Source organism: Asanoa ferruginea (assembly GCF_003387075.1).
GTDB lineage: Bacteria > Actinomycetota > Actinomycetes > Mycobacteriales > Micromonosporaceae > Asanoa > Asanoa ferruginea.
This window is the reverse complement of sequence record NZ_QUMQ01000001.1, coordinates 2,879,656-2,903,916: the sequence shown is the minus strand read 5'-3', so window position 1 is coordinate 2,903,916 and position 24,261 is coordinate 2,879,656. Positions and strand designations below refer to the sequence as shown.

The following is a 24,261-nucleotide window of genomic DNA, read 5'->3' as shown; positions in this document are numbered from 1 at the left end:
GCGCGGGTCAGCGGCCGAACGGGTCGGGGCGGCGTTCGAGCAGGGTGTGCAGGGTCTGCTGGATGGTCTCGCGAACCTGGTCGGCCAGGTTGAAGACGACCAGCGGGTCGTCGGCCTGGTCCTGGAGGTGCGCGGTCGGGATCGGTGGGGAGAACTCGATCAGCCACTTGCTCGGCAGCGGCACCATGCCCAGCGGGCCCAGCCACGGGAACGTCGGCGTCACCGGGAAATAAGGGATGCCGAGCAGCCGGGCCAGCGGCTTGATGTCGGCCAGCATCGGGTAGATCTCCTCCGCGCCGACGATCGCGGCCGGAACGATCGGGGTGCCGGTGCGCAGCGCCGCCGAGACGAAGCCGCCGCGGCCGAAGCGCTGGAGTTTGTAGCGCTGGGCGTATTGCTTGCCGACGCCCTTGAAGCCCTCGGGGAAGACGCCGACGAGCTCGCCGTTGCTCAGGAGCCGCTCGGCGTCGGGGTTGCACGCGACGGTGCCGCCCGACTTGCGGGCCAGCTCCGACACGATCGGCATCCGGAACACCAGGTCGGCGCCGAGCAGGCGGAGGTGCCGGTGGTTGGGGGTGCGATCGTTGAGGGCGGTGGCCAGCATGACCGCGTCGAGCGCGACCGTGCCCGAGTGGTTGCCGACCACCAGCGCCGGGCCGTCGACCGGGAGATTTTCGACGCCGAATACTTCGGTGCGGAACCAATCCCGGTAGAGCAGCCGCAGCAGCGGCAGGAACACCTTGTCGGTGAGGTCCGGGTCGAAGCCGAACTCGTCGACCTCGTAGTCGCCGGCCAGCCGGCGGCGCAGGAACGCCAGCCCGTTGGCGACCCGGTTGTCCCAGACGTCGCCGGGCTGGTCGGCCACCGCGGGCGGCAGCGGGCCGGGCTCGGGCTTGTGCCCGTTGTGCTGGTGACCGGCCGGACCCGCGCCGTTGGGCGCCGGCGGGTCGACGGTGAACCCGCCGGCCGGCAGACCGATGCGGCTGGATCCGTTGGTCTTCTGCGCCGGCGCCCGGCGGACCGCCTTGCGGGTGGTCTTCTTCGGTGGCCGATCGGCGCGACCCTGGTCGTCTGTCGTCATGCGTGTGCCTCGCTTCGCTGGGCGCGGCCGGCCCGCGACAAAATCCTGAGCTTGCTGATTCGCTCGCTGCGCGCGCTCACGCAGATGCCTCGCTCCGCAAGGCGGGGCATGAGCTCGGGCTCACTGAGCCGGCTGGGTCGCTCGCCGCGCTCGCTCATGCAAATGCCTCGCTCCGCGAGGCGGGGCATGAGCTCGGGCTCACTGAGCCGGCTGGGTCGCTCGCTCCGCTCGCTCATGGCTTCTCCTGCACCGTCGCGCGGGCCTGGCGGATGCCGTCGAGGATGGCCCGCTCCGCGAGTGCGAGCTGCTCGCGCCGGAGCACCGCTCCCCCGCGGTGGCCGGCGACGAAGTCGTCGAACGCGTCGGCGGTGGTGCGCGGCGTGTAGTCGAACTCCTGCACCAGTTTGGTGGTGTCGACCACCCGGCCGTGCACGAACAGGTCAACCTGGTCGAGGCCGTAGCCGCTGCGACCGAGGTTGCGGACCAGGTTGGAGGCCGCGGACAGGCCCGGCTCGAGGACCGGCATCGGGATGCGGCCGGCGCGGCGGATGGCCTGCGACAGCGAGAGCACGCCCGCGCCGGCGACGTTGAACGTGCCGGGATGGTCGTCGAGCACCGCCCGGTGCACGATCTCGATCGCGTCGTCGATGTGCAGGAACTGTAGGCGCGGGTCGCGGCCGAGCACCGTCGGCACCACGGGGCGCGCGAAATAGCGGGTCAGCATCGTGTCGGTGCCGGACCCGATGAACGGGGTGAACCGCAGCACGGTGGCGGTCACGTCGGTGCGGCGGCGGCGGAAGCCGCGGACGTAGCCCTCGATGTCGAGGATGTCGCGGGCGAACCCACCGCGTGGCACCTCGCGCGGCTCGGTGTCTTCGGTGAAGACCGCCGGGTCGCGGAACGACGCACCGTAGGCCGCCGTCGACGAGCGCATCACCAGCTTGCGCAGCCGGGGTGCCTTCTGGCAGGCGGCCAGCAGGTGCATCGTGCCGATGACGTTCTGCTCTTTCATCGCCGCCCGACCCCCGTTCTGCGGGTCGGGCGCGGTGGCCAGCGCCAGGTGCACCACCGCCTCGGCTTCGAGGTCGGCGATCACCGTGCTGGCCGAACCGGCGTCGCCGCGCACCTGCTCGACCCCGTCGAGCAGGTGGGCGAACTCCGGTGGCGGCGCGTGCGGATCGAGCCCTACGACACGGCCGATGCGGCCGTCGGCGGCTAGCCGAGCGGCCACGTGCGCACCAAGAAACCGGCTGACGCCGGTGACGACAACCGAGCCTGTTGGTCGCGACCTCACGTTGGCCTCCGGTTCGAAACTCAGGAGGGTGCCGCGCGGACGCGCCGTGCCGCAGGTCTAGACGTCAGGTCCGGGCCGGCGGCCCGAACTCAGACCTCAGGCCCGGGACGACGTCACTTACCGAGACGACGACGCTGGACGCGGGTCTTGCGCAGCAGCTTGCGGTGCTTCTTCTTGGCCATACGCTTGCGGCGCTTCTTGACCACCGAGCCCATACGACAGCCCTCTCCCAGTGAACGTGCGACATGCGTCGGACGTCACGGGGACGTGAAGGCCGACGGCCAGCTGACTTCGGATCCGTGCTGGCCTCGGGCGCATTGCACCACGGCACAGTCAGAATCGCGATCCAGGGTACGCGTTGACCGTCTCGCCAACCAAAGCGACCCCGACCGCGGGACCCGAAGGCCCCACGGTCGGCTCCCCAGTCGCTCTTATGCGGACTCTTGGAAGGCGCCGCGTAGGTATTCGTTCACGGCGTGTTCCGGAACCCGGAACGATCGACCGACGCGCACCGCGGTGAGATCACCGGAATGCACCAAGCGGTAGACCGTCATCTTCGACACCCGCATCAGGGTCGCTACTTCAGCGACCGTCAGGAACTTGACCTCCGACAGCCTGTCGGCCTGTGGTGATGCCATGGCTCACCAACCAATCCATCCCCGGCGCGCGCCGTCAACGCGCGTGTAGCTAGTACGGTAGCGGTGCGGTTGTTACCGGCGCGATGCCTTCACCGCTTTGATCATGGTTCGTCAAGCCAACTCACCGAGTTTTCCCGAAATTTACCCCTAAAGGGGACATCTCAGACGGGCTAAAACTCCAAGATCATCTGGCGGCGGCCCGTACGGCGGCCACGCATTGATCATTGAGCAGCGACCACGGCTCGCCGAAGACCTGCTGGCTCGCCTCGTTGATCTCGATCCGGTCGTGCGTGAGCGCCTTCAGGAAGGCCAGCACGTCGGCCTCGCCGAACCGCTCCGCGAGCTGCCGGACGGCCAGATAACCGATGCCGTAGGCGCCGGCCACCTCCCAGTCGGCGGCGTTGTCGGCGATCTTGAGGTCCTGGAGCGGGCCGGTCCAGTTGCGCTCCTTGACCAGCTTGCGCACCTCTTGGATGCCTTCATAGCTCTGCGGCGACGCGCCACCGGAGCCGGCGAGTTCGGCGATCCCCTCGACCAGCCACCAGGCCGACGCCGGGAAGCCCGTCGGCGGCATCGTCGAGGCGTGCGTCATCTCGTGCCGGAGCAGATCGTCGAGGTCGTTGCGATGCGGCGCGGCCGCGTTGATCACCACGTCGATCTGGCGCCCGCCGACCGGCAGGGCATAGCCGGCGGTCCACGACGGCCGCTTGCCGCCGAACCAGCGTTTCCACTCCGCCACGCCCGCGTAGAACACCTCGTAGTGCGCCGGCGGCGGCCCGCCCACCGTGTAGCGGTCGGCCACCACCGCGGCCTTCTCCGCCTCGGCCAGCACGGTCTTGAGTTGCCCCCGCAGGGCCGGCGTGGTGGCCACCATGACTCGCTTGCCGGTCGCCACCACCATCGGGTCGACCTCCCAGGGGCGGGGGCCGTCGTAGGTCGACATCGACGGCTCGACGCCGACCAGCTTGAGCCCGGCCGCGGTGTCGGTCCAGACCGTGCCGTAGGTGATCGTCATCGGCTGGCAATCGGGCTCGACGAAGCAGTGGTCGACCTCGACCAGGGTGCGCCACTTGTTGGCACCGACCGACGACGGGATGGCGTCGGCGGTGGCCGCCCAGCGGGTGACCTTCATGGCCCGCAGCGACCCGAACTGCTCGCGCAGCGCCGCGGCCGCCGGGCTGGCGGGGTCGGCCACGGCGAGGAAACCGGCCTGGTCGCCCTTGAGCAGCGCGGCGCCCTGTGCCGTCAGCGCGTCGCCGATCCGTTGGCGCAGCCAGGCTGCGGTGACCCGGGTGTCGTCGCCGGCCACCGGGCTGGGCGCCGGCTCCGCCTTGGCGGCCGGGGTCACCGTCCAGGCCGGGCTGTCGAGCCCACGCAGGACAAGAACACCCACCGCGACTGGCGCGACACACAGCACCAGCGCGACCACCAGGCCGATGGGGAGCCACACGGGCCATCGCCGGCGTGGTGCCGGCGCACCTGTTTGCTCAGCCATCCGGGGGAGATTAAGGCCGTCCACCCGATCGAGGGATCAGCCGTTCGGATGAGTTACTTTCGCGACTTCATCGCGCGGGCGAAGAACAGCAGGTTGGCCGGGCGCTCGGCGAGACGGCGCATCATGTAGCCGTACCAGTCGTCGCCGTAGGGCACGTAGACCCGCACGGTGTAGCCCTCCGCCGCCAGCCGGTGCTGCTCGTCGGGGCGCACCCCGTGCAGGAGCTGGAACTCGAACGCGTCGGGCGCCCGGTCGAACCAGCGGGCCCGGTCTTCGCCGATCGCGATCAGCCGCGGGTCGTGGGTGGCCAGCATCGGGTAGCCCTCGCCCGACATCAGGATGTTCATGCAGCGCACATAGGACTTGTCGACGTCGACCGCCGACTGGAACGCCACCGACTCGGGTTCCTTGTAGGCGCCCTTGCAGAGCCGCACCCGGGAGCCCAGCCCGGCCAGCTCGCGGCAGTCGGCCTCGGTGCGGCGCAGGTAGGCCTGCAACACGGCACCGGTGCCCGGGTAGTCGAGCCGGAGCTTCGCGAGGATCTCCAACGTCGAGTCGGTCGTGGTGTGGTCCTCCATGTCGAGGGTCACCGTCGTGCCGGCGTCGGCCGCCGCGGCGCAGATCTGCCGCGCGAGGTCGTAGGAGAGCTGCTCGTCGAACTTCTGGCCGAGGGCCGAGAGCTTGACACTGACCTCGGCCGCGGGGGTCAGGCCGGCCCCGGAGAGGGCGGTCAGCAGCGCGAGGTATTCGGCTTTGATCCCGGTCGCCTGCTCGGGGGTGACGGTGTCCTCACCGAGGTGGTCGAGGGTGACCCGCAGGCCGTCGCCGACCAGGTCGCGGGTGGCGTGCAGAGCGTCATCGGCCGTGGTGCCGGCGATGAAGCGGTGGACGACGTCGCGGGTCAGCGGAGCCGTCTCGACGAGCCGCTCGACCCGGGATGACCGGGACGCGGCAAGGATGACCGATCGGAGCATGACGGCAGCGTAACGCCCACGGACGCGTGGTTCTCGGCGAGCGTCGGAGCCCACCATGATCGCTTAGCGGAGTGGCACCGTCGCAGAGTGACCCGACGGACGAGGCACCCGGGTTGCGCGTCGTCTACGGTTGTCGGGTGAACTTCGATGCGTACGCGCGCACCGCCGTTGACCTGGTCAACGCCCCCATGGAGGGGATCGACGACCTGCGGGCCGTTTTCACCTCCGACAACGTCTGGATGCGCGACGAGGTCACCGAGCGTGATGTGGCGGCGTTCCGGCGTGCTCAGAAGCGGCTGCGCGACGTCTTCCTGCTCGGCAGCGCCGGTCGCGACACCGAGGCCGTCAACGAGATCAACACGCTTCTCAAAGACCATCCGGTCCAGCCGCGCATCTCCGGCCATGACGCCAGCGACTGGCATATGCACGTCACCAGCCGCGGCGCGTCGGCCAGCTCCGAATACCTCGCCGCCGCCGTCTGGGGCCTGGCCGTCTGGCTGACCACCCACGGCAGCGCCCGGTTCGGTGTCTGCGCCGACGACCGGTGCGGCAACGTCTACTTGGACACGTCGTCCAACAACTGCCGGCGGTTCTGCTCGGAACGCTGCGCCACCCGTTCGCACGTGGCGGCGCACCGGGCCCGCAAGCGGGCCACGCTAGCTGGCGTCTAGACCTTCGCCGGTGCCGGGAGGTGCTGGCGGGCAAACTCGAGCGCGGCCCGAAGATCTGCCTCGCGGACCGCGCGGCTCTTGGCGCCCCGGGTGTTGACCTCCACGGCGATCGAGCCGCGGAAACCCCGCCCGGCCAGCGACTCGAGCAGCTCGCCGCAGGGCTGGTTGCCGCGCCCGGGCACCAGGTGCTCGTCGCGCCCCTCGCCGCTGCCGTCGCCCAGGTGCACGTGCTTGAGCCCGTCGCCCATCGAGTCGGCCATGGCCAGCGCGTCGGTGCGCGACGCGGCACAGTGCGACAGGTCGAGCGTGTAGGCGCCGAAACCGGCCTCGGTCGGGTTCCAGCCGGGCTGGTAGGGCACGAACTCGCGACCCGCCATGCGTACGGGGAACATGTTCTCGATCGCGAAGGTCAGGTCGCTGTGCTTGTGTGCGATCCGCTCCAGCCCCGGCTGGAACGACCGGGCATAGTCGCGCTGCCAGGTGAAGGGCGGGTGCACGACGACGGTCGGCGCCTCCACCGCCTCGGCCAGCTCGGCCGCGCGGCGCAGCCGCTCCCACGGGTCGGAGCTCCAGACCCGCTGGGTGACCAGCAGGCAGGGCGCGTGCACGGAGAGCACCGGCACGCCGTAGTGGGCGGCCAGCCCGCGAAGGGCGCCGGCATCCTGGCTCACCGCGTCGGTCCAGACCATGACTTCGACGCCGTCGTAGCCCAGCGCCGCGGCCATCTCGAAGGCCGCCGCGGTCGGCTCGGGGAAGACCGAAGAGCTTGACAGGAGTACGGGGGTGCGCGAGGTCACGACTGTCAGGGTAGCCCTACGTGGCTCCACTCACTCGGACGAGCCACCGCAAATCCCTCGTTTATGCCGATTCAAGCTGATCGAGACGCCGTAAGATCACACCTTCCCGCAGTGCCCACGGGCAGATGTCGACGGACTCGATCTGGAGCTTCCGGAGCACCGCCTCGGCCACCACGGCACCGGCCAGCAGCTGGTGCGACCGGCTGGCGCTGACCCCCTCCAGCTCGTAGACCTGGCGCGGCGGGATCAGCCGGATGAAGCCGAGCACCTGACGCAGGCCGTGCACCGGCAGCGCGCGCGGCTCCCACAGCCCCTGCCGGGACGGCGCGGCGCCGGCGAGCCGGGCCAGGGTGCGGAACGTCTTCGAGGTGGCGACCGCGCGGTCCCACTTGGCGTCGGCGAGCTTCGCGACGGCACCGTCGAGCTGCTTCTCGACGTAGTGCTGAAGCTCGTCGACGGCCTTCGGCGACGGTGGGGAAGAGGTGTCGCGGTCGACGCCGAGCAGCTCCCGGCTGAGCCGCCCGGCACCCAGCGGCAGCGACATCGCCAGGTCCGGCGTCTCGTCGATGCCGGCCGCGATTTCCAGCGAGCCGCCGCCGATGTCGAGGACCAGGAGCCGACCCGCCGACCAACCGAACCACCGGCGTACGGCCAGGAAGGTGGCCCGGGCCTCGTCGGCTCCGGAGAGCACCTGGAGGCGTACCCCCGTCTCCTTGCGCACCCGGGCCAGCACGTCGCGGGCGTTGGTCGCGTCGCGCACCGCGGAGGTCGCGAAAGCGAGCAGGTCGTCGGCCTTCAGCTTCTTGGCGCTGACCTGGGCGTCGTGCACGGCTTTGACCAGCGCGTCGGACCCCGCGTCGGTGAGCGCGCCGTCCGGACCGATCTGCTCGGCGAGCCGCAACACCGCCTTCTCCGAGTGCGCCGGCCACGGGTGCGCACCATGATGCGCGTCCACCAGCAGCAGGTGCACGGTGTTGGAACCGACGTCGAGCACGCCCAGCCTCATAGGCGCACCTTATGGGGCGCGGGTTACCGTGCGGCACGAAGGCTCGCGGCCTATTCGGGCGTAGTCTTGTCGGGTGCCAGCACGCAACCAACTTCGCGTTCTCGTCGACTCGGCCGACGACCCGCGCAGCCGCGAGGTAGACCTCGACTTTCCGCGGGAATGGGTGGAGTTCTTCGATCCGGAGGACCCCAAACACCTCATCCGCGCCGACCTCACCTGGTTGCTCTCCCGCTGGACGTGCATCTTCGGCAAGGGCTGCCACGGCATCATCGAGGGCCGGGCCGAAGACGGCTGCTGCTCGCACGGCGCGTTCTTCACCGACTCCGACGACGAGTCCCGGGTGCGTGCCGCGGCCAAGAAGCTGACGCCGGAGACCTGGCAGCACTACCGCCGCGGGTTCAAGAACTACACCGAGATGGACACGGTCGACGGCAAGACGCCGGCCCGGCGCACCGCCACCCAGGGCGAAGACGGCCCGTGCGTGTTCCTCAACGACGCCGACTTCCCGGCCGGCGGCGGCTGCGCGCTGCACGCCCAGGCCCTGCGCGACGGCGTGCACCCGCTGGAATACAAGCCCGACGTGTGCTGGCAGCTCCCGGTCCGCCGCGACCAGGATTGGCACAAGCGCCCCGACGACACCAAGATCCTGATCACCACGCTGACCGAGTTCGACCGGCGTGGCTGGGGCTCCGGGGGCCACGACCTGCACTGGTGGTGCACGTCGTCGCCAGACGCCCACGTGGGCCGCGAGCCGATGTGGCAGTCCTACGAGCCGGAGCTGGTCGCCCTGATCGGCAAGTCGGCCTACGCCAAGCTGGCCGAGCTGTGCGCCGCCCGCGCCCGCCGCGGCGTGGTCGCACCCCACCCGGCCGACCCGAAGCGCCGCCTGCCGCTGGCCCGCGAGCTCCACGGCGGCCGCGAGCCGGCCACCCCGCCCAAGAAGAGCTGACCTACGGCTCGAACTTGTAGCCCAGGCCGCGCACGGTGACGATGAAGCGCGGGGTCGACGGTTCGGGCTCGACCTTCGAGCGCAGCCGCTTGACGTGCACGTCGAGGGTCTTCGTGTCACCGACGTAGTCGGCGCCCCAGACGCGGTCGATCAGCTGGCCGCGGGTCAGCACCCGGCCGGCGTTGCGCAGCAGCAGTTCGAGCAGCTCGAACTCCTTGAGCGGCAACTGCACGGCCGAGCCGTCGACCGTCACCACGTGGCGCTCGACGTCCATCCGGACCGGGCCGGCGGCCAGGGTCGGCGTGTCGGGCTCGGTGACCTCCGTGCCGTGCCGGCGCAGCACCGCCCGGATCCGGGCGACCAGCTCGCGCGGCGAGTAGGGCTTGGTGACATAGTCGTCGGCGCCGATCTCCAGGCCGACCACCTTGTCGATCTCGCTGTCGCGCGCGGTGACCATGATGATCGGCACCTTCGAGCGTTGGCGGAGCTGGCGGCAGACCTCGGTGCCCGACATCTCGGGCAGCATCAGGTCGAGCAGGACGATGTCGGCGCCGGTCCGGTCGAACTCGGTCAGCGCCAAGGTGCCGGTCGGTGCGACCGAAACCTCGAAACCCTCCTTGCGGAGCATGTATGAGAGGGCATCGGAGAACGACTCTTCGTCCTCGACCACGAGCACGCGGGCCACGGACTTTCCTTCCTTACCGCTCGGACCGGCTCGACTCGACCGATCCAGTCACGATCTCAATTGACGGGGGTAGCGGGAGGGCGGCGTCCGGCGGGCTCGCCGGGAGCCGGAGGGTGAACGTCGACCCCTCCCCGAGTGTGCTGACTACGTCGATGCGTCCGCCATGGTTGGTGGCGATGTGTTTGACGATGGCCAGACCTAGGCCGGTGCCGCCGGTGGCCCGGGACCGGGCCCGGTCGGCACGGTAGAACCGCTCGAAGATCCGGTCGACCTCGTCCGGGGCGATGCCGATGCCCTGGTCGGTCACCGAGAGCACGACCGCGTCGTCGTCGAGCGCGGTCGTGATGACGATCTTGGTTTGTTCCTTCGAGTAGGCGATCGCGTTCTCGACCAGGTTGGCGATGGCGGTGGCGACCTGGCTGTCGTTGCCGTAGACGGTCAGCCCGCGCTTGCCCTCGACCACGACCTCGATGTCGCGGGCCGACGCGGTGGTGCGGGTGCGGTCGATCACCTCGGCGACCACCCAGTCGACCGAGACCGGCTCGGGATCGGGCAGCGGGTCAGCGCCCTGGAGGCGGGCCAGGTCGAGCAGTTCGTTGACCAGCCGGCCGAGCCGGGTCGACTCGTGCTGGATCCGCAACGCGAACCGCCGGGCGGCGGCGACGTCTTCCTCGGGGCCGGCGCCCGGCATCGGGCCGACGTTGGTCGGGTCGGTCGCGTCGAGCAGCGCCTCGGCGAGCAGTTGCAGCGCGCCGATCGGGGTCTTGAGCTCGTGGCTGACGTTGGCGACGAAGTCCCGGCGCACCCGGCTGACCCGGTGTGCCTCGGTCACGTCGGCCGCCTCGACCGCCACGAAATTGCCACCAAGACCGACGGCACGCAGGTGTACGCCGAGCGGGTCGGAAGCGCTGCCGTCGCCGCGCGGCAGGTCGAGCTCGACCTCGCGGCGGACGCCGGAGCGACGGACCTGGCCGGCCAGGGTACGGATGATCGGGTGCGCGACCAGGCTCCCAGGGGTGCCCGCCGAGCGGAGCAGCCCCATCGCGCGGGCGGCCGGGTTGACCAGGACGACGGTGTCGTCGGCGCCGAGCACGACCACGCCGACCCGCAGCGAATCGAGGCTTTTGCGACCCAACCCCGGTTGCGGATCTTGCCGGTCGATGGCGATCGCCTGCCTTCCGTCGCCGGTGGCGCGGGTAGCGGCCACTGCCGCTGACCCCCGTCGCCTGAAGCGCGGGATCAGCGACCCGGCGGTGAGACCCGCCAGCAGGCTGACGACGCACGCGCCAGCAACGATCGCCCATTCCACGAGGCGATCGTAGGGTCATTGTTTACGAACACGCTGGTCGGGCCGGGCAAACCGGGCGCAGATCGCGCAATGTTCACCGGCCGGCCTAGCACCGTTTACTGGTGTTCTGTGACATACACCTACGGTGAACCGGACATAGCTCAACGTCCGGCCGGACATTACCCTCCGGTCATCCCTGATTCATCACCGACACACCGTTTTCCAGGAGCACCGAGATGGCCTTGCGCGAAGAGTTCCGCGCTGACCTGCACATCGTCAGCCAACTGTTGGTCGACATGGCGGAGGCGGTGCGCACCGCGATGGGTGAAGCGACGACCGCGTTGCTGCTCGCCGACCGGGCCGCCGCCGAAGACGTGATCTCCCGGGACGCCGACGTCGACGCGCTCTACCACCAGGTCGAAGACCGGGTGACCGATCTCATGGCCCGCCAGGCGCCGGTCGCGAGCGACCTGCGGGTGTTGATCACCGCGCTTCAGGTGGCCGCCGACCTGGAGCGGATGGGCGACCTCGCCGACCACGTCGCCAAGACCGCCCTGCGCCGCCACCCGTCGCCGGCCGTTCCGGCCGAGCTGCGGCCGGTCTTCACGGCCAAGGCGGCCGTGGCCGACAAGATGGCCGCGAAGATCGGCGACGTGCTCTCGAAGCTCGACGCGGTCGGCGCCGCTGAGCTCGAAACCGACGACGACGCGATGGATGCCCTGCACGTCGAGCTGTTCAAGGTCATGCTCAGCCCCGACTGGCCCTACGGCGCGGAGACCGCGATCGACGGCGCCCTGCTCGGCCGCTTCTACGAGCGCTTCGCCGACCACGCGGTGAACGCCGGCCACCACGTGATCTACCTGGTGACCGGCGAACAGCCGGGTCTTTCGTCGAACTCGAACTAACGTCCCTGGTTGGCCACGGCGGCCGCTGCCTCGGCGGCGGCCTCCGGGTCCAGGTAGGCGCCACCGGGCGTGAGCGGACGCAGGTTGGCGTCCAGGTCATAGCGCAGCGGGATCCCGGTCGGGATGTTGAGCTTGGCGATCGCCGTGTCGGAGATGCCGTCGAGGTGCTTGACCACGGCCCGCAGCGAGTTGCCGTGCGCGGCGACCAGCACGGTCTTACCGGCCAGCAGGTCGGGCACGATCGCGTCATACCAGTAGGGCAGCGTGCGCACGAGCACGTCCTTGAGGCACTCGGTGCGCGGCATCAGCTCGGGCGGCAGCTCCGCGTAGCGCGGGTCGCCGGTCTGCGCCCACTCGTCGGTCGGGTCGATCGGCGGCGGCGGCACGTCGTAGGACCGGCGCCAGAGCATGAACTGCTCCTCGCCGTACTCCTCGAGCGTCTGCTTCTTGTTTTTGCCCTGGAGCGCACCGTAGTGGCGCTCGTTGAGCCGCCAGGACCGGCGCACCGGGATCCAGGAGCGGCCGGCCTCGCCCAGCGCCAGCTCGCTGGTGCGGATCGCGCGGCGCAGCACGCTGGTGTGCAGCACGTCCGGCAGCAGGTCATGCTCGCGCAGCAGCGCACCGCCGCGACGGGCCTCGGTCTCGCCCTTGTCGGTCAGGTCGACGTCGACCCACCCGGTGAAGAGGTTCTTCGCGTTCCACTCGCTCTCGCCGTGCCGGAGCAGCACCAACGTCCCCACAGTCATGAAGCCATCCTCGCGCAGCCGGTTGACCGGCCCGCACCCCACCCGGGGTGACGTGGGCCATGTCGAAATGCAGGTGACTTCCAAGGTCCACACAACTTAGGTTGCGTAAGGCCGCTGTGGTTCGGCGGTCATTACCCCGGGGGGCTCGGTCTTGGTACGCGGCTGGTTGCGCGAAACGGCGGGTGGACTGCCGAAAACGTTTTGGTATCTGTGGTGCGGCACGCTGGTCAACCGGCTCGGCGGCTTCGTCCTCATCTTTCTCACCGTCTACCTGACCAAGGAACGCGGCTTCAGCGACATCCAGGCCGGCCTCGTGGTGGGCCTCTGGAGCGCCGGCGGCGGGGTCGGCACGATGGTCGGCGGCGTCCTGGCCGACCGCTGGGGCCGGCGACCGACGCTGTTGCTCGCACACGTCGGCGGCGCGAGCATGATGCTGCTGCTCGGCTTCTCCCGACCGTTCCTGATGATCGCCGGCGTCGCCTTCGCGCTCGGCGCCTTCGCCGAGGCGGCCCGGCCCGCGTTCGCCGCGATGATGGTCGACGTGGTGCCCGACCGTGACCGGGTCCGGGCGTTCTCGCTCAACTACTGGGCGATCAACCTGGGCTTCGCCTTCTCGGCGATCGTCGGTGGCTTCGCCGCCCACCTCGACTATCTGTTGCTTTTCGTGGTCGACGCGTCGGCGACGCTGCTCACCGCGGCGATTGTGCTGACCAAGGTGCGCGAGACCCGGCCGATCGGCGGACACCTGGCCATGCCCGGCGGCGGTGGCCTGCGCGTGGTGCTCCGCGACCGGGTGTTCCTGCTCTTCACGTTCGTCAACCTGCTGGCCGCGATGGTCTTCCTCCAGCACATCTCGATGCTGCCGATCGCGATGACCGACGACGGCCTGTCCTCGTCGACCTTCGGCTGGGTGATCGCGCTCAACGGGGTGCTGATCGTGCTCGGCCAGTTGTTCATCCCGAAGCTGATCGGCGGGCACAGCCGGACCCGGGTGCTCGCGGTCGGCGCGATCGTGCAGGGCGTCGGCTTCGGGCTGACCGCGTTCGCCGGCAGCGCCTGGCTCTACGCGATGACGGTGCTGGTCTGGACGCTCGGCGAGATGGTCTATTCACCGTCGAACGCGGCGACCATCGCCGACCTGGCGCCGGCCTCGGTCCGCGGCCGCTACCAGGGCGTCTTCGCGCTGTCGTGGTCGATCGCCGGATTCACCGCACCGGTGGCCGGCGGCTTCGTCCGCGACCAACTCGGCAACACCGCCCTCTGGGTGGGCTGCGCGCTGATCGGCTTCCTGGCCGCGGCGATCACCCTGGCGGCCGGGCCGAGCCGCGAACGGCGGGCGGCCGAGATCGCGGCGGCCCGCCGCGCCGTTCAACCGACCTCCGTGATGAGCGACACGCTGGCGCCGACCTCCGCCGCTTCGTAGCGTCCCTCCGTAAAGCTTCTTAACTGAGGGAGACCGGACTTGCGGGGCTGGTTGCGGAACACCGCGGGCGGCCTGCCCGGCACCTACTGGTACCTGTGGTCCGGCATGCTGATCAACCGGGTCGGCGCGTTCGCGATGCTGATCATGTCGGTCTACCTGACCGACGAGCGCGGCGCCTCGGCGAGCCTGGCCGGCCTGGTCGTCGGCGGCTACGGGCTCGGCGGCATCGCCGGCACGCTGCTCGGCGGGGTGCTCGCCGACCACTGGGGACGGCGGGCCACCCTGCTCTGGTCGCACACCGCGGCCGCCGCGCTGATGGCCGCCCTCGCGTTCGCCCATCACTTGCCGCTGATCGCGGTGCTCACGGTCGCGCTCGGCCTGGTGCACTCGATGCCGATGCCGGCGTTCGTCGCCGCGATCGTCGACGTGGTGCCGGCCAACCGCCGGTCGCGCGCGTTCAACCTCCAGTTCTGGTCGTTCAACCTCGGCATGGCCGCGGCCGGGCTGCTCGCCGGCCTGCTCGCACAGGTCAGCTATCTCGCGCTGTTCCTGGCCGACGCGGGCGCCACCGTGATCACCGCTGTCGTGATCGCCTGGAAGGTGCCGGAGACGTTCCGGCGCGGCGGCGGTTTGGCGCAGAACCGCGGCGGCCTGATCACCGCGCTCACCGACCGCACCTACCTGGTCTTCGTCGGGCTGACGTTCCTGCTGGCCGCGCTCTCCACCCAGACCTCGACGATCATGCCGCTGGCGATGCGGGCCGACGGGCTGAGCCCGGCCGCGTACGGGACGGTGGTCGCGATCAGCGCCGCGCTGATCGTGGTCGGCCAGCTTTTCGTGCCACCGCTGATCGACGGCCGCCGCAAGCACACCGTGCTGGCCACCGCGCTCGGCCTGATCGGCATCGGCTTCGGCGCGCTGGCCTTCGCCGACCACCTGGCCGTCTACCTGCTCGCCGCGATCATCTGGACGGTCGGCTCGATGCTGGCCGCGCCGCCCAACGCCGAGGTCAACGCCGAGCTCTCCCCCGAAGAACTGCGGGGCCGCTACCAGTCGGTGTTCAACCTGACCTTCCCGGCGGCCGCGTTCCTCACCCCGGCGCTGGGCGGCCTCAGCCTCGACCACCTCGGCAGCTGGCACTGGATCATCGTCGGCTCGATCGGCCTGGTCGCCGCGGCCGGCCATCTGCTGACCGGCCCGGCCCGCGACCGCGAGGCCGCCCGACGCGCCCTGGTCACCCGGCAGCTAGAACGCATAGCGGGCTGACGCCGCCGGCAGCCCCTTCGCCCTCACCAGGTGCACCGCCGCTCCGGACAACAGGTCCTCCGGGCCCCGGATCCTGCGCACCTCCCGCCCGCGGAGGTCGAACAGCCGCAGCATCACCGGGTCGCGGAGCACGAGGTGGGCGTCGTCATACCAGCCGACGACCTCCTTCCCGGGGAACTCCGCGGTCACCTCGCCGGTGCGCAGGTCGACGATCCGGATCCCGTCGTCGCCCCAAGCGGGTGCCGCCACCGCCCGCTTGCCGTCCGGTGACACGTCGGCCGAGGTCCGGACCGCTTCGGTGCCGGTGAACCCGAGCGTCCGCAGCTTTTTCCCGCGCAGGTCGTAGAAGCGGATGCCGACCGTCTTCCCGGTGCTGGCCTCGCCCTCCGAGACCGTGAGGGTGAGCCCGACGCTCCGCCCGTCGGCGGCCCAGAAGAAGCCGAGGCCCCGCGCGTTGCGCTCATCCAGGTCGGGCACCCGCACGAACGGCCCGGCCTCCAGCGTCGTCGCGTCGACCACCGTGAACCCGCCCGGACCGTTGACGCCGGCGTTGCTGAGCAGGATCCGCCGGCCGTCCGGCGACCAGTCGACCCCGACGGTGTAGCCGGAGTAGGCGTCGACCTGGCGCAGCGAACCCCGTGCGCCGTCGATGATCCCGCCTAGCCCACCATTGCCCACGAAGAACCGCTTCCCGTCCGGCGACGGCACAGCGACCCGATAAGGGATCTTCACGTACGCCCCGGTGTACCGATCCAGCACGTAGGAGAAGGCCTGGTCGGAGGTAATCGGCTCCCCGTTGGTCGACGTCTGCGGCAGCACGCCCGCGTAGGCGAACGCGGCGACCTTGGGCGGGCCGGCACCGGCCGGCGGCTCCGGCACCTCGACCGGCGCCTCGGTGGGCTCGGCCGGCGCCTCGGTGGGCTCGACCGGCGAGCTGATCGACGGCGTCGGCGCGATCGGCACCGGCACGCTCTTGCCTTCCGGCCGCAACGGCACCGCGATGGCGACCGCCAGCACGACCACCGCCGCGGCGCCGACAGCGATCCGCCTGCGGCGCCGCCGCTCGGCGAGCCGGATCGCGTTGCCGGCCAGGTCGGGCGGCGGTGGCACGTCGGTGAGCTCCCACAGGGCGCGGCGCAGCTCGGTGCTCATCGCCGCTCCTCGGTCAGCCGCGGCGCGAGTTCCGGGCAGAGCACCCGCAGCCGCTCCAGGCCGCGGGCGGCCAGGCTACGCACGGTCGCCGGCCGGCAGCCGAGCAGCGAGGCGATCTCGTCGTCGGGCAGGTCCTCGAGGTAGCGCAGCACCAGCACCGCCCGGTGCTTGGGGCTGAGCCGGCCGAGCGCCTGGCGCAACGCGAGCCGCAGGTCGACGGTCGCGGTGCCGTCGCCGACCCGCCGCTCGGGCAGCCGCTCGCTCGGCAGTTCCCGTCCCCAACTGGGCCGGCGGAACCAGTCGATCTGCTCGCGGCACATCGCCTGCCGCAGGTAGGCCTCCGGGTTGCCGTGCCGCACCCGCCCCCAGTGCCGGTAGGCCTTGGCCAGCGCCGATTGCAGCAGGTCTTCGGCCTGGTGGGGGTGCCCGGTCAGCCCCATCGCGAACCGGAACAGGCCCGCCGACCGGTTGGCGACGAACACGGTGAAGTCGTGCCGCGTCTCAGCGTCCACGCCGACTCCATCGATCCACGACGCTAAGAACGTGGGCCGGCGTCAATCCGTTGCACCGGAGCGCTAAGCGGATTCTCTGATGATCAGCTCGGTGGGGAGCATGGTCACCGGCTCGATGTCTTCGCCCGCGACCAGTCGCATCAGCAGGCGGGCCATCTCGCGGCCGATCTGCTGGATCGGCTGGCGCACGGTGGTCAGCGGTGGCTCGGTGTAGCGCGCCATCTCGATGTCGTCGAAGCCGATCACCGCGACGTCGTCGGGCACCCGGCGGCCGGCCTCGTGCAGCGCCTTGAGCGCGCCGTGTGCCATCAGGTCGGAGGCGGCGAACACCGCGTCGAGCTTGGGGTCGTCGTCGAGGAGTTGCCGCATCGCGACCGTGCCCGACTCGCGGGTGAAGTCGCCGATCGCCACGATCGACCGCCGGTCGGAGTCGCGCAGCGCCTGCCGGTAGCCGGTCAGCCGGTCGATGCCGGCGACCATGTCCTGCGGGCCGGAGATCGTCGCGATCCGCTTGCGCCCCGAGTCGAGCAGGTGGCGCACCGCGGAGACCACGCCGCCGATCTGGTCGACGTCGACGTAGGGCACCTCGACCGTGGTGCGGCCCAGCGGGCGGCCGCTGCAGACGACCGGGATGCCCATCCGGATCAGCGCGGCCGGCAGCGGGTCGGCGCCGTGCATCGAGGCGAACATGACGCCGTCGACGTGTCGGCTCATCGTGTAGCGCTCGACCCGGTCGTGGCCCGCGGTCGAGCCGGCGATCAGCAGCACGAGTTGCTTGTCGGCGCCGTCGAGCTCCATCGAGACGCCGCGGATGATGCCGTGGAAGAACGGGTCATCGGAGAACACCCGGGTCGGTGTCTCCGGCAGGATCAGCGCCGCCGAGTCGGTGCGCTGGGTGACCAGGCTGCGGGCGGCCAGGTTGGGCACGTAGCCCAGCTCGCGGACGGCCCGCCGGACGGCCTCCTGGATCGGCTCGGCGACCGTGGTCGAGCCGTTGACCACGCGCGAGACGGTGGCCCGGGACACGCCGGCGCGCTGCGCCACCGCCTCCAGCGTCGGTCGTTCCCGCGTGCCGTTCTTCGCCCTGGTCAAAAGATCACCCCGTGCGTAACGCCGTCAGTAGCGTCGGGTCGCCGCTGACCACAAGCACATCGAAACCCACGCGGCCGTAGAGCGCCAGCAGCAGATCGCTCGCGGTGCCCTCGGCGTGCACCCGGGCCGGTGGCTCCTCGCCGTCGAGGATGGTGTCGGTGTCGAGCAGCGCGACGCCCTCGCCGCGCAACCGCACCAGCCATTCCTGGTCGGCGTCGGCGGCCAGGAGCTGCACGACGCCGTGCGGGCGATCGCCGGTCTGCCGGCGTCCCGCCGGCAGCCAGGTGTCGAGCACCTCGGAGATCCCGTCGGCGGCCAGCTTCGCCTCGATCGGCTCGCTCGCCCCGGTGGCCATCTGCGCGTCCCACCGGTGCACCGCGGTCTCGTGGGCCATCCGCCGGTGCCAGAAGCCGGCCCGCTTGGTCTGCGGCGCCCAGTTCCACATCGGAGCTTCCGGGTCGGTGGCGTCCAGAGTGGAGAGCAACGTGTCGTAGCGCATCTGCCACCAGGCCAGCGCCACCTCGTCGGCCGGCGGGCCGGCGGGCGCCCGGGTCGGGTCGGGCCGGTCGGTGCCACCGCGCTCGAACAGCCAGGTGACATATTCGTAGCAGCCGCCGACGTGGTGCACGAGATCGGTGACGGTCCACCCGGGGCAGGACGGCACCGGGGCGTCGGCTGGCGCCTGCGCCACCGCCGCCGCGAACGCGGCCGCCTCGGCGCGCAGCCCTCCGAGCCAGAAGTCCTTGGTGCCGTGCAGTCTGGTCATCGGGTGCTCCTTAGGTGCCCAGCCGGACCGTCGCCACAGATGCCGGAGGCTCTCAGCCTAGGGTGAACAGCGTGCCAGACGTTAGCCACGAACCTCCCACCGCAGCCGGCCCGCTCGCTCCACGCGCGCTGGCCGACTTCACCACGCTGCGTCTGGGTGGCCCGGCGAGTCAGGTGCACACGGCGGAAGATCCGGAACAAATCGTTCATTTCGTACGCGCGGCCGCGCGCGACGGCGTACCCGCGCTGATCCTGGCCGGCGGCAGCAACGTCGTCATCGGCGACGCGGGCGTCCCCGGTCCGGTGCTCCTGATCCGCTCCCGCGGCGCCGAGGTGGTCTCGTCGACGCAGACCGAGGTCATCGTCCGGGTGGCCGCCGGCGAGCCCTGGGACGACTTCGTGGCCACCGCCGTCGACGCCGGCTGGTCGGGCGTCGAGTGCCTGTCCGGCATCCCCGGCTCGGCCGGCGCGACGCCGATCCAGAACGTCGGCGCCTACGGCCAAGAGGTCGCCGAGACGATCGACAGCGTCGAGGTCTACGACCGGCTCGACGACGCGGTGCACCGGATGACGCCGGCGGAGTGCCGGTTCGCCTACCGCACCAGCGTCTTCAAGCACAGCGACCGCTGGGTGGTGCTATCGGTCGACTTCCGGCTGGGCCGCTCCGGCGAGTCGACCCCGGTGCGCTACGCCGAGTTGGCCAAGGCGCTCGCGGTGGCGCAGGGCGACCGGGTGCCGCTGGCCGAGGCCCGGGCCGCGGTGCGGGCGCTGCGCGCCGGCAAGGGCATGGTGCTCGACCCGGTCGACCACGACACCTGGTCGGTCGGCTCGTTCTTCACCAACCCGGTGCTCGACGCGGCCGCCTTCGAATGCCTGCGGACCCGTGCCGCCGGCATCGCCGACCCGCCGTCGTGGCCCGGCCCGGGCGGGCTGGTCAAGGTCAGCGCCGCCTGGCTGATCGACAAGTCGGGCTTCACCAAGGGCTACGGCGGCCGGGGCGGGGTGGCGATCTCCGGCAAACACACGCTGGCGCTCACCAACCGCGGCCCGGGCAGCACCGCGGCGCTCCTCGACCTGGCCCGGGAGATCCGCGACGGGGTGCACGAGCGGTTCGGCGTGACCCTGCACCCCGAACCCGTGCTGGTCAACTGCACGCTGTGAGCTGGAAGAGGGCCCGCGGCGCTTGCGCGCGCGAGCCCTCTTCGGTAACCCCCACTGGACCCCCGGGTACGCACCGGGCTGGGGGTGTTGTGCTCCTTGCTCGAACCTCAGGCCTCGAAGCGGTGCCGCCGGCGCGATGCCACGGCCCAGAGCGCGATGACCGCGCCGACCGCCAGCGCGCCGCCGCCGATCCCGGCCAGCGTGCCGGCCTTGGCACCGGTCTGCGGCAATGTCGGCGTGGGCTGCGGCGTCTCCGGAGCCTCGGTGGGCGTGGCCACCGGGGTCTCGGTCGGCGTGCAGTAGTAGTCCTGCTGCGTCGAGCCCGCCGGGCAATCCTTGGGAGCCGCGGCCACGCGCGCCGCTGGCGCGGCCTGCGCCGCGACGCTGGTCAGCGCGAAGACCGGCACCAGGAGTGCGAGGGCGGCAAGAATGAGGGACAGCCGGTTACGCACAGCCTGTCCTCCCCGTCTGTGTGATGGGTTGTTGTCGAACGTCCCAACGAGGCTGTGGTGATTTAGGTGGCGCTGTCCGCTTAAGAGAATTTTGCAGGCATTGACGGGGATACCGCTGGCCAGGCGATTGTCAGCTCGCCCAGCCGCCAGCGCGCCGGCCCGTCGAGCACCGGCCAGCCGCCGGCCTTGACCGCCGCCACCGCCCGGCGCCAGCGTTGCCGGGCACCGAACGTCGCGTAGGGAGCCGCGTCGCGCCATCCGTCGTCGAGGGCGCGCAGCAGGTCATACACCGGCTCGCCGGGCACGTTGTGGTGGATCAGCGCCTTGGGCAGCCGTTCCGCCAGCGTGGCCGGAGTGTCGAGAGTGGACAGCCGGGCGGCCAGGGTGAGCGAGCGGGGGCCGGTGTGGTCGAGACAGATCCACGCGGCCAGCCGGCCCAACTCGTCGCAGGTGCCCTCGACCAGCAGCCCGCCCGGCGCCAGCCCGCCGGTCATCGTCGCCCAGGCCGGCGCGACCTGGGCCTCGTCGTATTGGCGCAGCACGTTGAGCGCCCGCACCACCGTGGGCCGCAGCCCGGCCAGCTCGAAGCCGCCGCGGGCGAAGGTCAGGCCGGGCGGGTCGGCGGCCGGTGCGGCGGCGGCCACTCGCTCGGGGTCGATCTCCAGGCCGACCACCCGGACGTCGGGCCGCACCCGGGCCAACCGGGCCCGCAGCTCGACCGCCGTCACCGGGGTCTCGCCGTAGCCCAGGTCGATCACCAGCGGGTCGGCGGCATCGTGCAGCGCGCCGGCCGCGTGGGCCGCGATCCAGTTGTCGACGCGGCGCAGCCGGTTTTGATTGGTCGTGCCGCGGGTCGGCTTCCCCTCGGGGCGGGTCAGTTCTGCCTACCGATGGGTCCCTTGGCCACCTTGTGCTGCGCCGCTTGGGCCAGCGGGCGGACGACCAGGCGGTCGATGTTGACGTGTTGCGGGCGGGTCGCGCACCAGGCGACGCAGTCGGCGATGTCGTCGGCGGTCAGCGGCATCTCCACGCCGGCGTAAACCGCCTCGGCCCGCGCCGTGTCGCCCCGGAACCGCTTCGTCGCGAACTCGTCGGTGCGCACCATCCCGGGGTCGACCTCGATCACCCGCACCGGCCGGCCGGCGAGTTCGAGGCGCAGGGTGCCGGTCATCGCGGTCATCGCGTGCTTGGCGGCGCTGTAGCCGCCGCCGCCCTCGTACACGATGAAGCCCGCCGTCGAACTGAGCATCACGATCGTGCCGGCCTCGGACGCCGCCAGCAGCGGCAGCAGCGCCTTGGTCACCCGCAACGTGCCGAGCACGTTGACCTCGTGCATCCAACGCCAGTCGTCGACCGAGCCGCTCTCGACCGGGTCGAGGCCGATCGCGCCACCGGCGTTGTTGACCAGCAGGGTGACCCGCTCGTCGGGCCCCGACTCCTCGCGGCCGGCCGACTCGGCGAGGTCGGCGACGGCCGTCGCGAGTTCGGCGACCGACTCGTCGGACGTGACGTCGCAGGGCACGGCGACGGCGGACCCGCCGGCATCGGTGATTTGTGTCACAACCTCTTCGAGGCGGTCGGCGCGGCGGGCGGCGAGGACGACGGTGAACCCTTCGGCCGCCAGCCGGCGGGCGGAAGCCGCCCCGATCCCGCTGGACGCACCGGTGACGATGGCGATCGGCATGCCCGCAATCCTCTCGCATCACGTGTCGTGGCTCACGGTCGGATGAAGTCCGTCACGTCTGTATGCCGCTAGGTAGGCGTAGCCACTCGTGCGTGGGGAAGATGTCGCCTGGGGGAGAGGTTTTATCCATGGGCGCCCAACGATCTGGGCCCGTCGCGAAGGGAGCACATGTGGTGCAGGCGCCGTCCGGCGTCGTCCGGCAGCGAGGTTCCCAGCCCTGGCCGCTCCCCCGACGCATCGCGACCCTGTCCGTTCACACCTCGCCGCTCGACCAGCCCGGCACGGGCGACGCGGGCGGGATGAACGTCTACGTCACCGAAGTCGCCCGCCGGCTCGCCGAAGCCGGTGTCGAGACCGAGATCTTCACCCGGGCCACCTCCGGCGGGCTGCCGCACACCGTGGAGATGGCGCCCGGCGTGACCGTCCGCCACGTCATCTCGGGCCCGTTCGAGGGCCTGGCCAAGGAAGACCTGCCGGCGCAGATGTGCGCGTTCGCCACCGGCGTGCTGCGGGCCGAAGCGGCCCACGCGCCCGGTTACTACGACCTGGTGCACTCGCACTACTGGATCTCCGGCCAGGTCGGCTGGCTCGCCCGGGAACGCTGGGGCGTGCCGCTGGTGCACTCCGCGCACACCCTCGCCAAGGTCAAGAACGCGCAGCTCGCGTCCGGCGACCGGCCCGAGCCGCTGGCCCGGGTGGTCGGCGAGGAGCAGGTGGTCGCCGAGGCCGACCGGCTGGTGGCCAACACGACGTTCGAGGCCCGCGACCTGATCAACCGCTACGGCGCCGACCCCGACCAGGTCAGCGTCGTCGAGCCCGGCGTCGACCTCGACCGCTTCACCCCCGGCGACCAGCTCGCCGCCCGGCGCCACCTGGGCCTGCCGGAGCGGGGCTACGTCGTCGCGTTCGTCGGCCGGATCCAGCCGCTGAAGGCGCCCGACGTGCTGCTCGCCGCGGCCGCCGCGCTGCACGCCCGCGACCCCGAGATCGCCCGCGACCTGACCGTGGTGATCGTCGGCGGCCCGAGCGGCACCGGCCTCGACCGGCCGACCGCGCTGATCGAGCTGGCCGCGTCGCTCGGCATCAGCCACACGATCCGCTTCCTGCCGCCGCAGACCGGCTCCGACCTGGCCGACGTCTACCGGGCCGCCGACCTGGTCGCGGTCCCCTCCTACAACGAGTCGTTCGGCCTGGTCGCGCTCGAGGCGCAGGCCTGCGGCACCCCGGTCGTCGCCGCCGCCGTCGGCGGCCTGGTCACCGCCGTCCGCGACGGGATCAGCGGCCTGCTGGTCGACGGGCACGACCCTGACGACTGGGCCCGGGCCCTGGGCGGCCTGCTGGCCGCGCCCGGCCGCCGCGCCGACCTGTCCGGCGGTGCCGTCGCGCACGCCAGCGAGTTCTCCTGGTCGCGCACGGCGAGCGGGCTGCTCGCGGTTTACGGTGGGGCGGTGACAGAGCATCGGGAGCGGCTGACCGCCCGGCTCGAGGGCGAAGCAGCGGCATTGGGCGCGGGCACGACCGCGTGGTGAGCTCGTCGCCCTCTGAAATCGCGGCCTTGATCGAGCGGGTCTGCGCGGAGCGGGAGCTTGCCATCGAGCCGACCGGTGAGCTGTCCTACGTGGTGACCCTGCCCGGCACCCACAAGCTCAAGACGAGCTGCAACCTGATCGTCGGCGAGCACGCCTTACGCGTCGAGGCGTTCGTGATGCGCCAGCCCGACGAGCGCCGCGAAGAGCTGTGGGCCTGGCTGCTCCAGCGCAACGCCCGGATGTATGGGGTCGCCTTCTCCATCGACGTGGTGGGCGACGTCTATCTGACCGGCCGGGTCGGCCTCGCAGGAGTCAACGAAGACGAGCTCGACCGGCTCCTCGGCGCGGTGCTCACCTACGCCGACGAATCCTTCGACACCATGCTGGAAATCGGCTTCGGCACAGCGATCCGGCGCGAGTGGGAGTGGCGGGTCAAGCGCGGCGAGTCGCTGGCCAACCTCCAGGCATTCGCACATCTCTTTGGCCCGGATCAACGGTAAGGACCGATGTGATGGGCGAGACAGGAATCTTGCTTGTCCCTCGATCACGAGAAGAACTACCGTAATTACCGGCGCCACGCTCGAAGGGGTTTCGGGGGAAGCCGCAGGCCGCAAGGCCGGCGACGAGCGACGCATTTGGGGGAATGGTGGCCCTGCCGTTGGGGGACGGCGGCCGCCTGACACCGGCGGAGGGCGG

Annotated in this window: 26 protein-coding genes; 8 read left to right on the top strand and 18 right to left on the bottom strand. The window is 71.2% G+C overall.

Annotated elements, in window-relative coordinates:
• Positions 1 to 7: 7 nt before the first annotated feature.
• The 6 genes from DFJ67_RS13815 to DFJ67_RS13785 all read right to left on the bottom strand — a co-directional run bounded on the left by DFJ67_RS13815 (position 8) and on the right by DFJ67_RS13785 (position 5,482).
• Complete coding sequence (locus tag DFJ67_RS13815; RefSeq protein ID WP_239097598.1) at positions 8 to 1,081, bottom strand: lysophospholipid acyltransferase family protein; 1,074 nt, start codon at positions 1,079 to 1,081, stop codon at positions 8 to 10.
• A 232-nt stretch (positions 1,082 to 1,313) separates the two neighbouring features.
• Positions 1,314 to 2,375, bottom strand: a complete 1,062-nt coding sequence (locus DFJ67_RS13805) for an NAD-dependent epimerase/dehydratase family protein (RefSeq protein ID WP_116068241.1) — start codon at positions 2,373 to 2,375, stop codon at positions 1,314 to 1,316.
• A 113-nt stretch (positions 2,376 to 2,488) separates the two neighbouring features.
• Positions 2,489 to 2,590, bottom strand: a complete 102-nt coding sequence (locus DFJ67_RS13800) for a 30S ribosomal protein bS22 (RefSeq protein ID WP_007465623.1) — start codon at positions 2,588 to 2,590, stop codon at positions 2,489 to 2,491.
• 216 nt (positions 2,591 to 2,806) lie between these two features.
• A complete protein-coding gene (locus tag DFJ67_RS13795) occupies positions 2,807 to 3,013 on the bottom strand; it encodes a helix-turn-helix domain-containing protein (RefSeq protein WP_116068240.1) in 207 nt (68 codons plus the stop codon).
• Between the two features lie 184 nt (positions 3,014 to 3,197).
• A complete protein-coding gene (locus DFJ67_RS13790; RefSeq protein ID WP_116068239.1) occupies positions 3,198 to 4,463 on the bottom strand; it encodes a hypothetical protein in 1,266 nt (421 codons plus the stop codon).
• A 98-nt stretch (positions 4,464 to 4,561) separates the two neighbouring features.
• Positions 4,562 to 5,482: a proline dehydrogenase family protein gene (locus DFJ67_RS13785; protein WP_116068238.1), complete on the bottom strand. Its 921-nt coding sequence runs from the start codon at positions 5,480 to 5,482 to the stop codon at positions 4,562 to 4,564.
• A 137-nt stretch (positions 5,483 to 5,619) separates the two neighbouring features.
• Here DFJ67_RS13785 and DFJ67_RS13780 point away from each other — a divergent pair, with 137 nt between their 5' ends.
• Positions 5,620 to 6,153, top strand: coding sequence for a CGNR zinc finger domain-containing protein (locus DFJ67_RS13780; RefSeq protein ID WP_116076187.1), 534 nt, complete (start codon positions 5,620 to 5,622; stop codon positions 6,151 to 6,153).
• Here DFJ67_RS13780 and DFJ67_RS13775 read toward each other — a convergent pair.
• Complete coding sequence (locus tag DFJ67_RS13775; RefSeq protein WP_116068237.1) at positions 6,150 to 6,950, bottom strand: sugar phosphate isomerase/epimerase family protein; 801 nt, start codon at positions 6,948 to 6,950, stop codon at positions 6,150 to 6,152. The genes DFJ67_RS13780 and DFJ67_RS13775 overlap by 4 nt on opposite strands.
• A 61-nt stretch (positions 6,951 to 7,011) precedes the next feature.
• A complete protein-coding gene (locus tag DFJ67_RS13770; protein WP_116068236.1) occupies positions 7,012 to 7,956 on the bottom strand; it encodes a Ppx/GppA phosphatase family protein in 945 nt (314 codons plus the stop codon).
• 73 nt (positions 7,957 to 8,029) lie between these two features.
• Between DFJ67_RS13770 and DFJ67_RS13765 the strand changes: the two genes are divergently transcribed.
• Positions 8,030 to 8,905 carry a DUF3109 family protein gene (locus tag DFJ67_RS13765; protein WP_116068235.1) on the top strand — a complete coding sequence of 292 codons (876 nt, stop codon included), beginning with the start codon at positions 8,030 to 8,032 and terminating at the stop codon, positions 8,903 to 8,905.
• A 1-nt stretch (position 8,906) separates the two neighbouring features.
• Here the strand turns inward: DFJ67_RS13765 and DFJ67_RS13760 are convergent, their stop codons facing one another.
• Positions 8,907 to 9,590, bottom strand: a complete 684-nt coding sequence (locus DFJ67_RS13760) for a response regulator (protein WP_116068234.1) — start codon at positions 9,588 to 9,590, stop codon at positions 8,907 to 8,909.
• A gap of 13 nt (positions 9,591 to 9,603) precedes the next feature.
• Positions 9,604 to 10,899 carry a sensor histidine kinase gene (locus tag DFJ67_RS13755; protein ID WP_116068233.1) on the bottom strand — a complete coding sequence of 432 codons (1,296 nt, stop codon included), beginning with the start codon at positions 10,897 to 10,899 and terminating at the stop codon, positions 9,604 to 9,606.
• Positions 10,900 to 11,120: 221 nt separating this feature from the next.
• On the opposite strand from DFJ67_RS13755, the gene phoU reads away from it, so the two are divergent.
• Positions 11,121 to 11,783, top strand: coding sequence for a phosphate signaling complex protein PhoU (phoU, locus tag DFJ67_RS13750; RefSeq protein ID WP_116076185.1), 663 nt, complete (start codon positions 11,121 to 11,123; stop codon positions 11,781 to 11,783).
• Here phoU and DFJ67_RS13745 read toward each other — a convergent pair.
• Positions 11,780 to 12,529, bottom strand: coding sequence for a phosphoglyceromutase (locus tag DFJ67_RS13745; RefSeq protein ID WP_116076184.1), 750 nt, complete (start codon positions 12,527 to 12,529; stop codon positions 11,780 to 11,782). The two genes, phoU and DFJ67_RS13745, sit on opposite strands and share 4 nt — an antisense overlap.
• 166 nt (positions 12,530 to 12,695) lie before the next feature.
• Between DFJ67_RS13745 and DFJ67_RS13740 the strand changes: the two genes are divergently transcribed.
• Positions 12,696 to 13,952: an MDR family MFS transporter gene (locus tag DFJ67_RS13740; protein ID WP_244940432.1), complete on the top strand. Its 1,257-nt coding sequence runs from the start codon at positions 12,696 to 12,698 to the stop codon at positions 13,950 to 13,952.
• Positions 13,953 to 13,991: 39 nt separating this feature from the next.
• Entirely contained in the window at positions 13,992 to 15,218 is a 1,227-nt protein-coding gene (locus tag DFJ67_RS13735) for an MFS transporter (protein ID WP_116068231.1), read from the top strand.
• Here DFJ67_RS13735 and DFJ67_RS13730 read toward each other — a convergent pair.
• The 4 genes from DFJ67_RS13730 to DFJ67_RS13715 all read right to left on the bottom strand — a co-directional run bounded on the left by DFJ67_RS13730 (position 15,198) and on the right by DFJ67_RS13715 (position 18,740).
• The gene (locus tag DFJ67_RS13730; protein ID WP_116068230.1) at positions 15,198 to 16,370 is read right to left on the bottom strand and encodes a WD40 repeat domain-containing protein; all 1,173 of its coding nucleotides are present in this window, start codon (positions 16,368 to 16,370) and stop codon (positions 15,198 to 15,200) included. The two genes, DFJ67_RS13735 and DFJ67_RS13730, sit on opposite strands and share 21 nt — an antisense overlap.
• Positions 16,367 to 16,882: a SigE family RNA polymerase sigma factor gene (locus DFJ67_RS13725; protein ID WP_116068229.1), complete on the bottom strand. Its 516-nt coding sequence runs from the start codon at positions 16,880 to 16,882 to the stop codon at positions 16,367 to 16,369. Before DFJ67_RS13725 ends, DFJ67_RS13730 begins: the two co-directional genes overlap by 4 nt.
• Positions 16,883 to 16,945: 63 nt before the next feature.
• Positions 16,946 to 17,974, bottom strand: a complete 1,029-nt coding sequence (locus DFJ67_RS13720) for a LacI family DNA-binding transcriptional regulator (protein ID WP_116068228.1) — start codon at positions 17,972 to 17,974, stop codon at positions 16,946 to 16,948.
• 4 nt (positions 17,975 to 17,978) lie between these two features.
• Positions 17,979 to 18,740, bottom strand: a complete 762-nt coding sequence (locus DFJ67_RS13715) for a maleylpyruvate isomerase family mycothiol-dependent enzyme (protein ID WP_116068227.1) — start codon at positions 18,738 to 18,740, stop codon at positions 17,979 to 17,981.
• A gap of 71 nt (positions 18,741 to 18,811) precedes the next feature.
• Here DFJ67_RS13715 and DFJ67_RS13710 point away from each other — a divergent pair, with 71 nt between their 5' ends.
• Positions 18,812 to 19,900, top strand: coding sequence for a UDP-N-acetylmuramate dehydrogenase (locus DFJ67_RS13710; RefSeq protein WP_116076182.1), 1,089 nt, complete (start codon positions 18,812 to 18,814; stop codon positions 19,898 to 19,900).
• A gap of 107 nt (positions 19,901 to 20,007) precedes the next feature.
• On the opposite strand, the gene DFJ67_RS42675 is transcribed toward DFJ67_RS13710, so the two are convergent.
• The 3 genes from DFJ67_RS42675 to DFJ67_RS13695 all read right to left on the bottom strand — a co-directional run bounded on the left by DFJ67_RS42675 (position 20,008) and on the right by DFJ67_RS13695 (position 22,036).
• Complete coding sequence (locus DFJ67_RS42675; RefSeq protein ID WP_170215692.1) at positions 20,008 to 20,352, bottom strand: LPXTG cell wall anchor domain-containing protein; 345 nt, start codon at positions 20,350 to 20,352, stop codon at positions 20,008 to 20,010.
• Positions 20,353 to 20,432: 80 nt separating this feature from the next.
• Positions 20,433 to 21,230: a class I SAM-dependent methyltransferase gene (locus tag DFJ67_RS13700; RefSeq protein WP_116068226.1), complete on the bottom strand. Its 798-nt coding sequence runs from the start codon at positions 21,228 to 21,230 to the stop codon at positions 20,433 to 20,435.
• Positions 21,227 to 22,036 carry an SDR family oxidoreductase gene (locus DFJ67_RS13695; protein ID WP_116068225.1) on the bottom strand — a complete coding sequence of 270 codons (810 nt, stop codon included), beginning with the start codon at positions 22,034 to 22,036 and terminating at the stop codon, positions 21,227 to 21,229. The genes DFJ67_RS13700 and DFJ67_RS13695 overlap by 4 nt, the downstream gene beginning before the upstream one ends.
• A gap of 173 nt (positions 22,037 to 22,209) precedes the next feature.
• Here DFJ67_RS13695 and mshA point away from each other — a divergent pair, with 173 nt between their 5' ends.
• Together mshA and DFJ67_RS13685 are read left to right on the top strand one after the other, a co-directional pair.
• The gene (gene mshA / locus DFJ67_RS13690) at positions 22,210 to 23,565 is read left to right on the top strand and encodes a D-inositol-3-phosphate glycosyltransferase (RefSeq protein ID WP_409362995.1); all 1,356 of its coding nucleotides are present in this window, start codon (positions 22,210 to 22,212) and stop codon (positions 23,563 to 23,565) included.
• Positions 23,562 to 24,065 carry a type III secretion system chaperone family protein gene (locus DFJ67_RS13685; RefSeq protein WP_116076177.1) on the top strand — a complete coding sequence of 168 codons (504 nt, stop codon included), beginning with the start codon at positions 23,562 to 23,564 and terminating at the stop codon, positions 24,063 to 24,065. Before mshA ends, DFJ67_RS13685 begins: the two co-directional genes overlap by 4 nt.
• The last annotated feature ends 196 nt before the right edge of the window (positions 24,066 to 24,261 follow it).

Coding starts and splice junctions, on each gene's coding strand:
- DFJ67_RS13815 (WP_239097598.1), bottom strand. CDS start 1,081: ATGACGACAGACGACCAGGGTCGCGCCGATCGGCCACCGAAGAAGACC.
- DFJ67_RS13800 (WP_007465623.1), bottom strand. CDS start 2,590: ATGGGCTCGGTGGTCAAGAAGCGCCGCAAGCGTATGGCCAAGAAGAAG.
- DFJ67_RS13795 (WP_116068240.1), bottom strand. CDS start 3,013: ATGGCATCACCACAGGCCGACAGGCTGTCGGAGGTCAAGTTCCTGACG.
- DFJ67_RS13785 (WP_116068238.1), bottom strand. CDS start 5,482: ATGCTCCGATCGGTCATCCTTGCCGCGTCCCGGTCATCCCGGGTCGAG.
- DFJ67_RS13770 (WP_116068236.1), bottom strand. CDS start 7,956: ATGAGGCTGGGCGTGCTCGACGTCGGTTCCAACACCGTGCACCTGCTG.
- DFJ67_RS13745 (WP_116076184.1), bottom strand. CDS start 12,529: ATGACTGTGGGGACGTTGGTGCTGCTCCGGCACGGCGAGAGCGAGTGG.
- DFJ67_RS13730 (WP_116068230.1), bottom strand. CDS start 16,370: ATGAGCACCGAGCTGCGCCGCGCCCTGTGGGAGCTCACCGACGTGCCA.
- DFJ67_RS13715 (WP_116068227.1), bottom strand. CDS start 18,740: ATGACCAGACTGCACGGCACCAAGGACTTCTGGCTCGGAGGGCTGCGC.
- DFJ67_RS13695 (WP_116068225.1), bottom strand. CDS start 22,036: ATGCCGATCGCCATCGTCACCGGTGCGTCCAGCGGGATCGGGGCGGCT.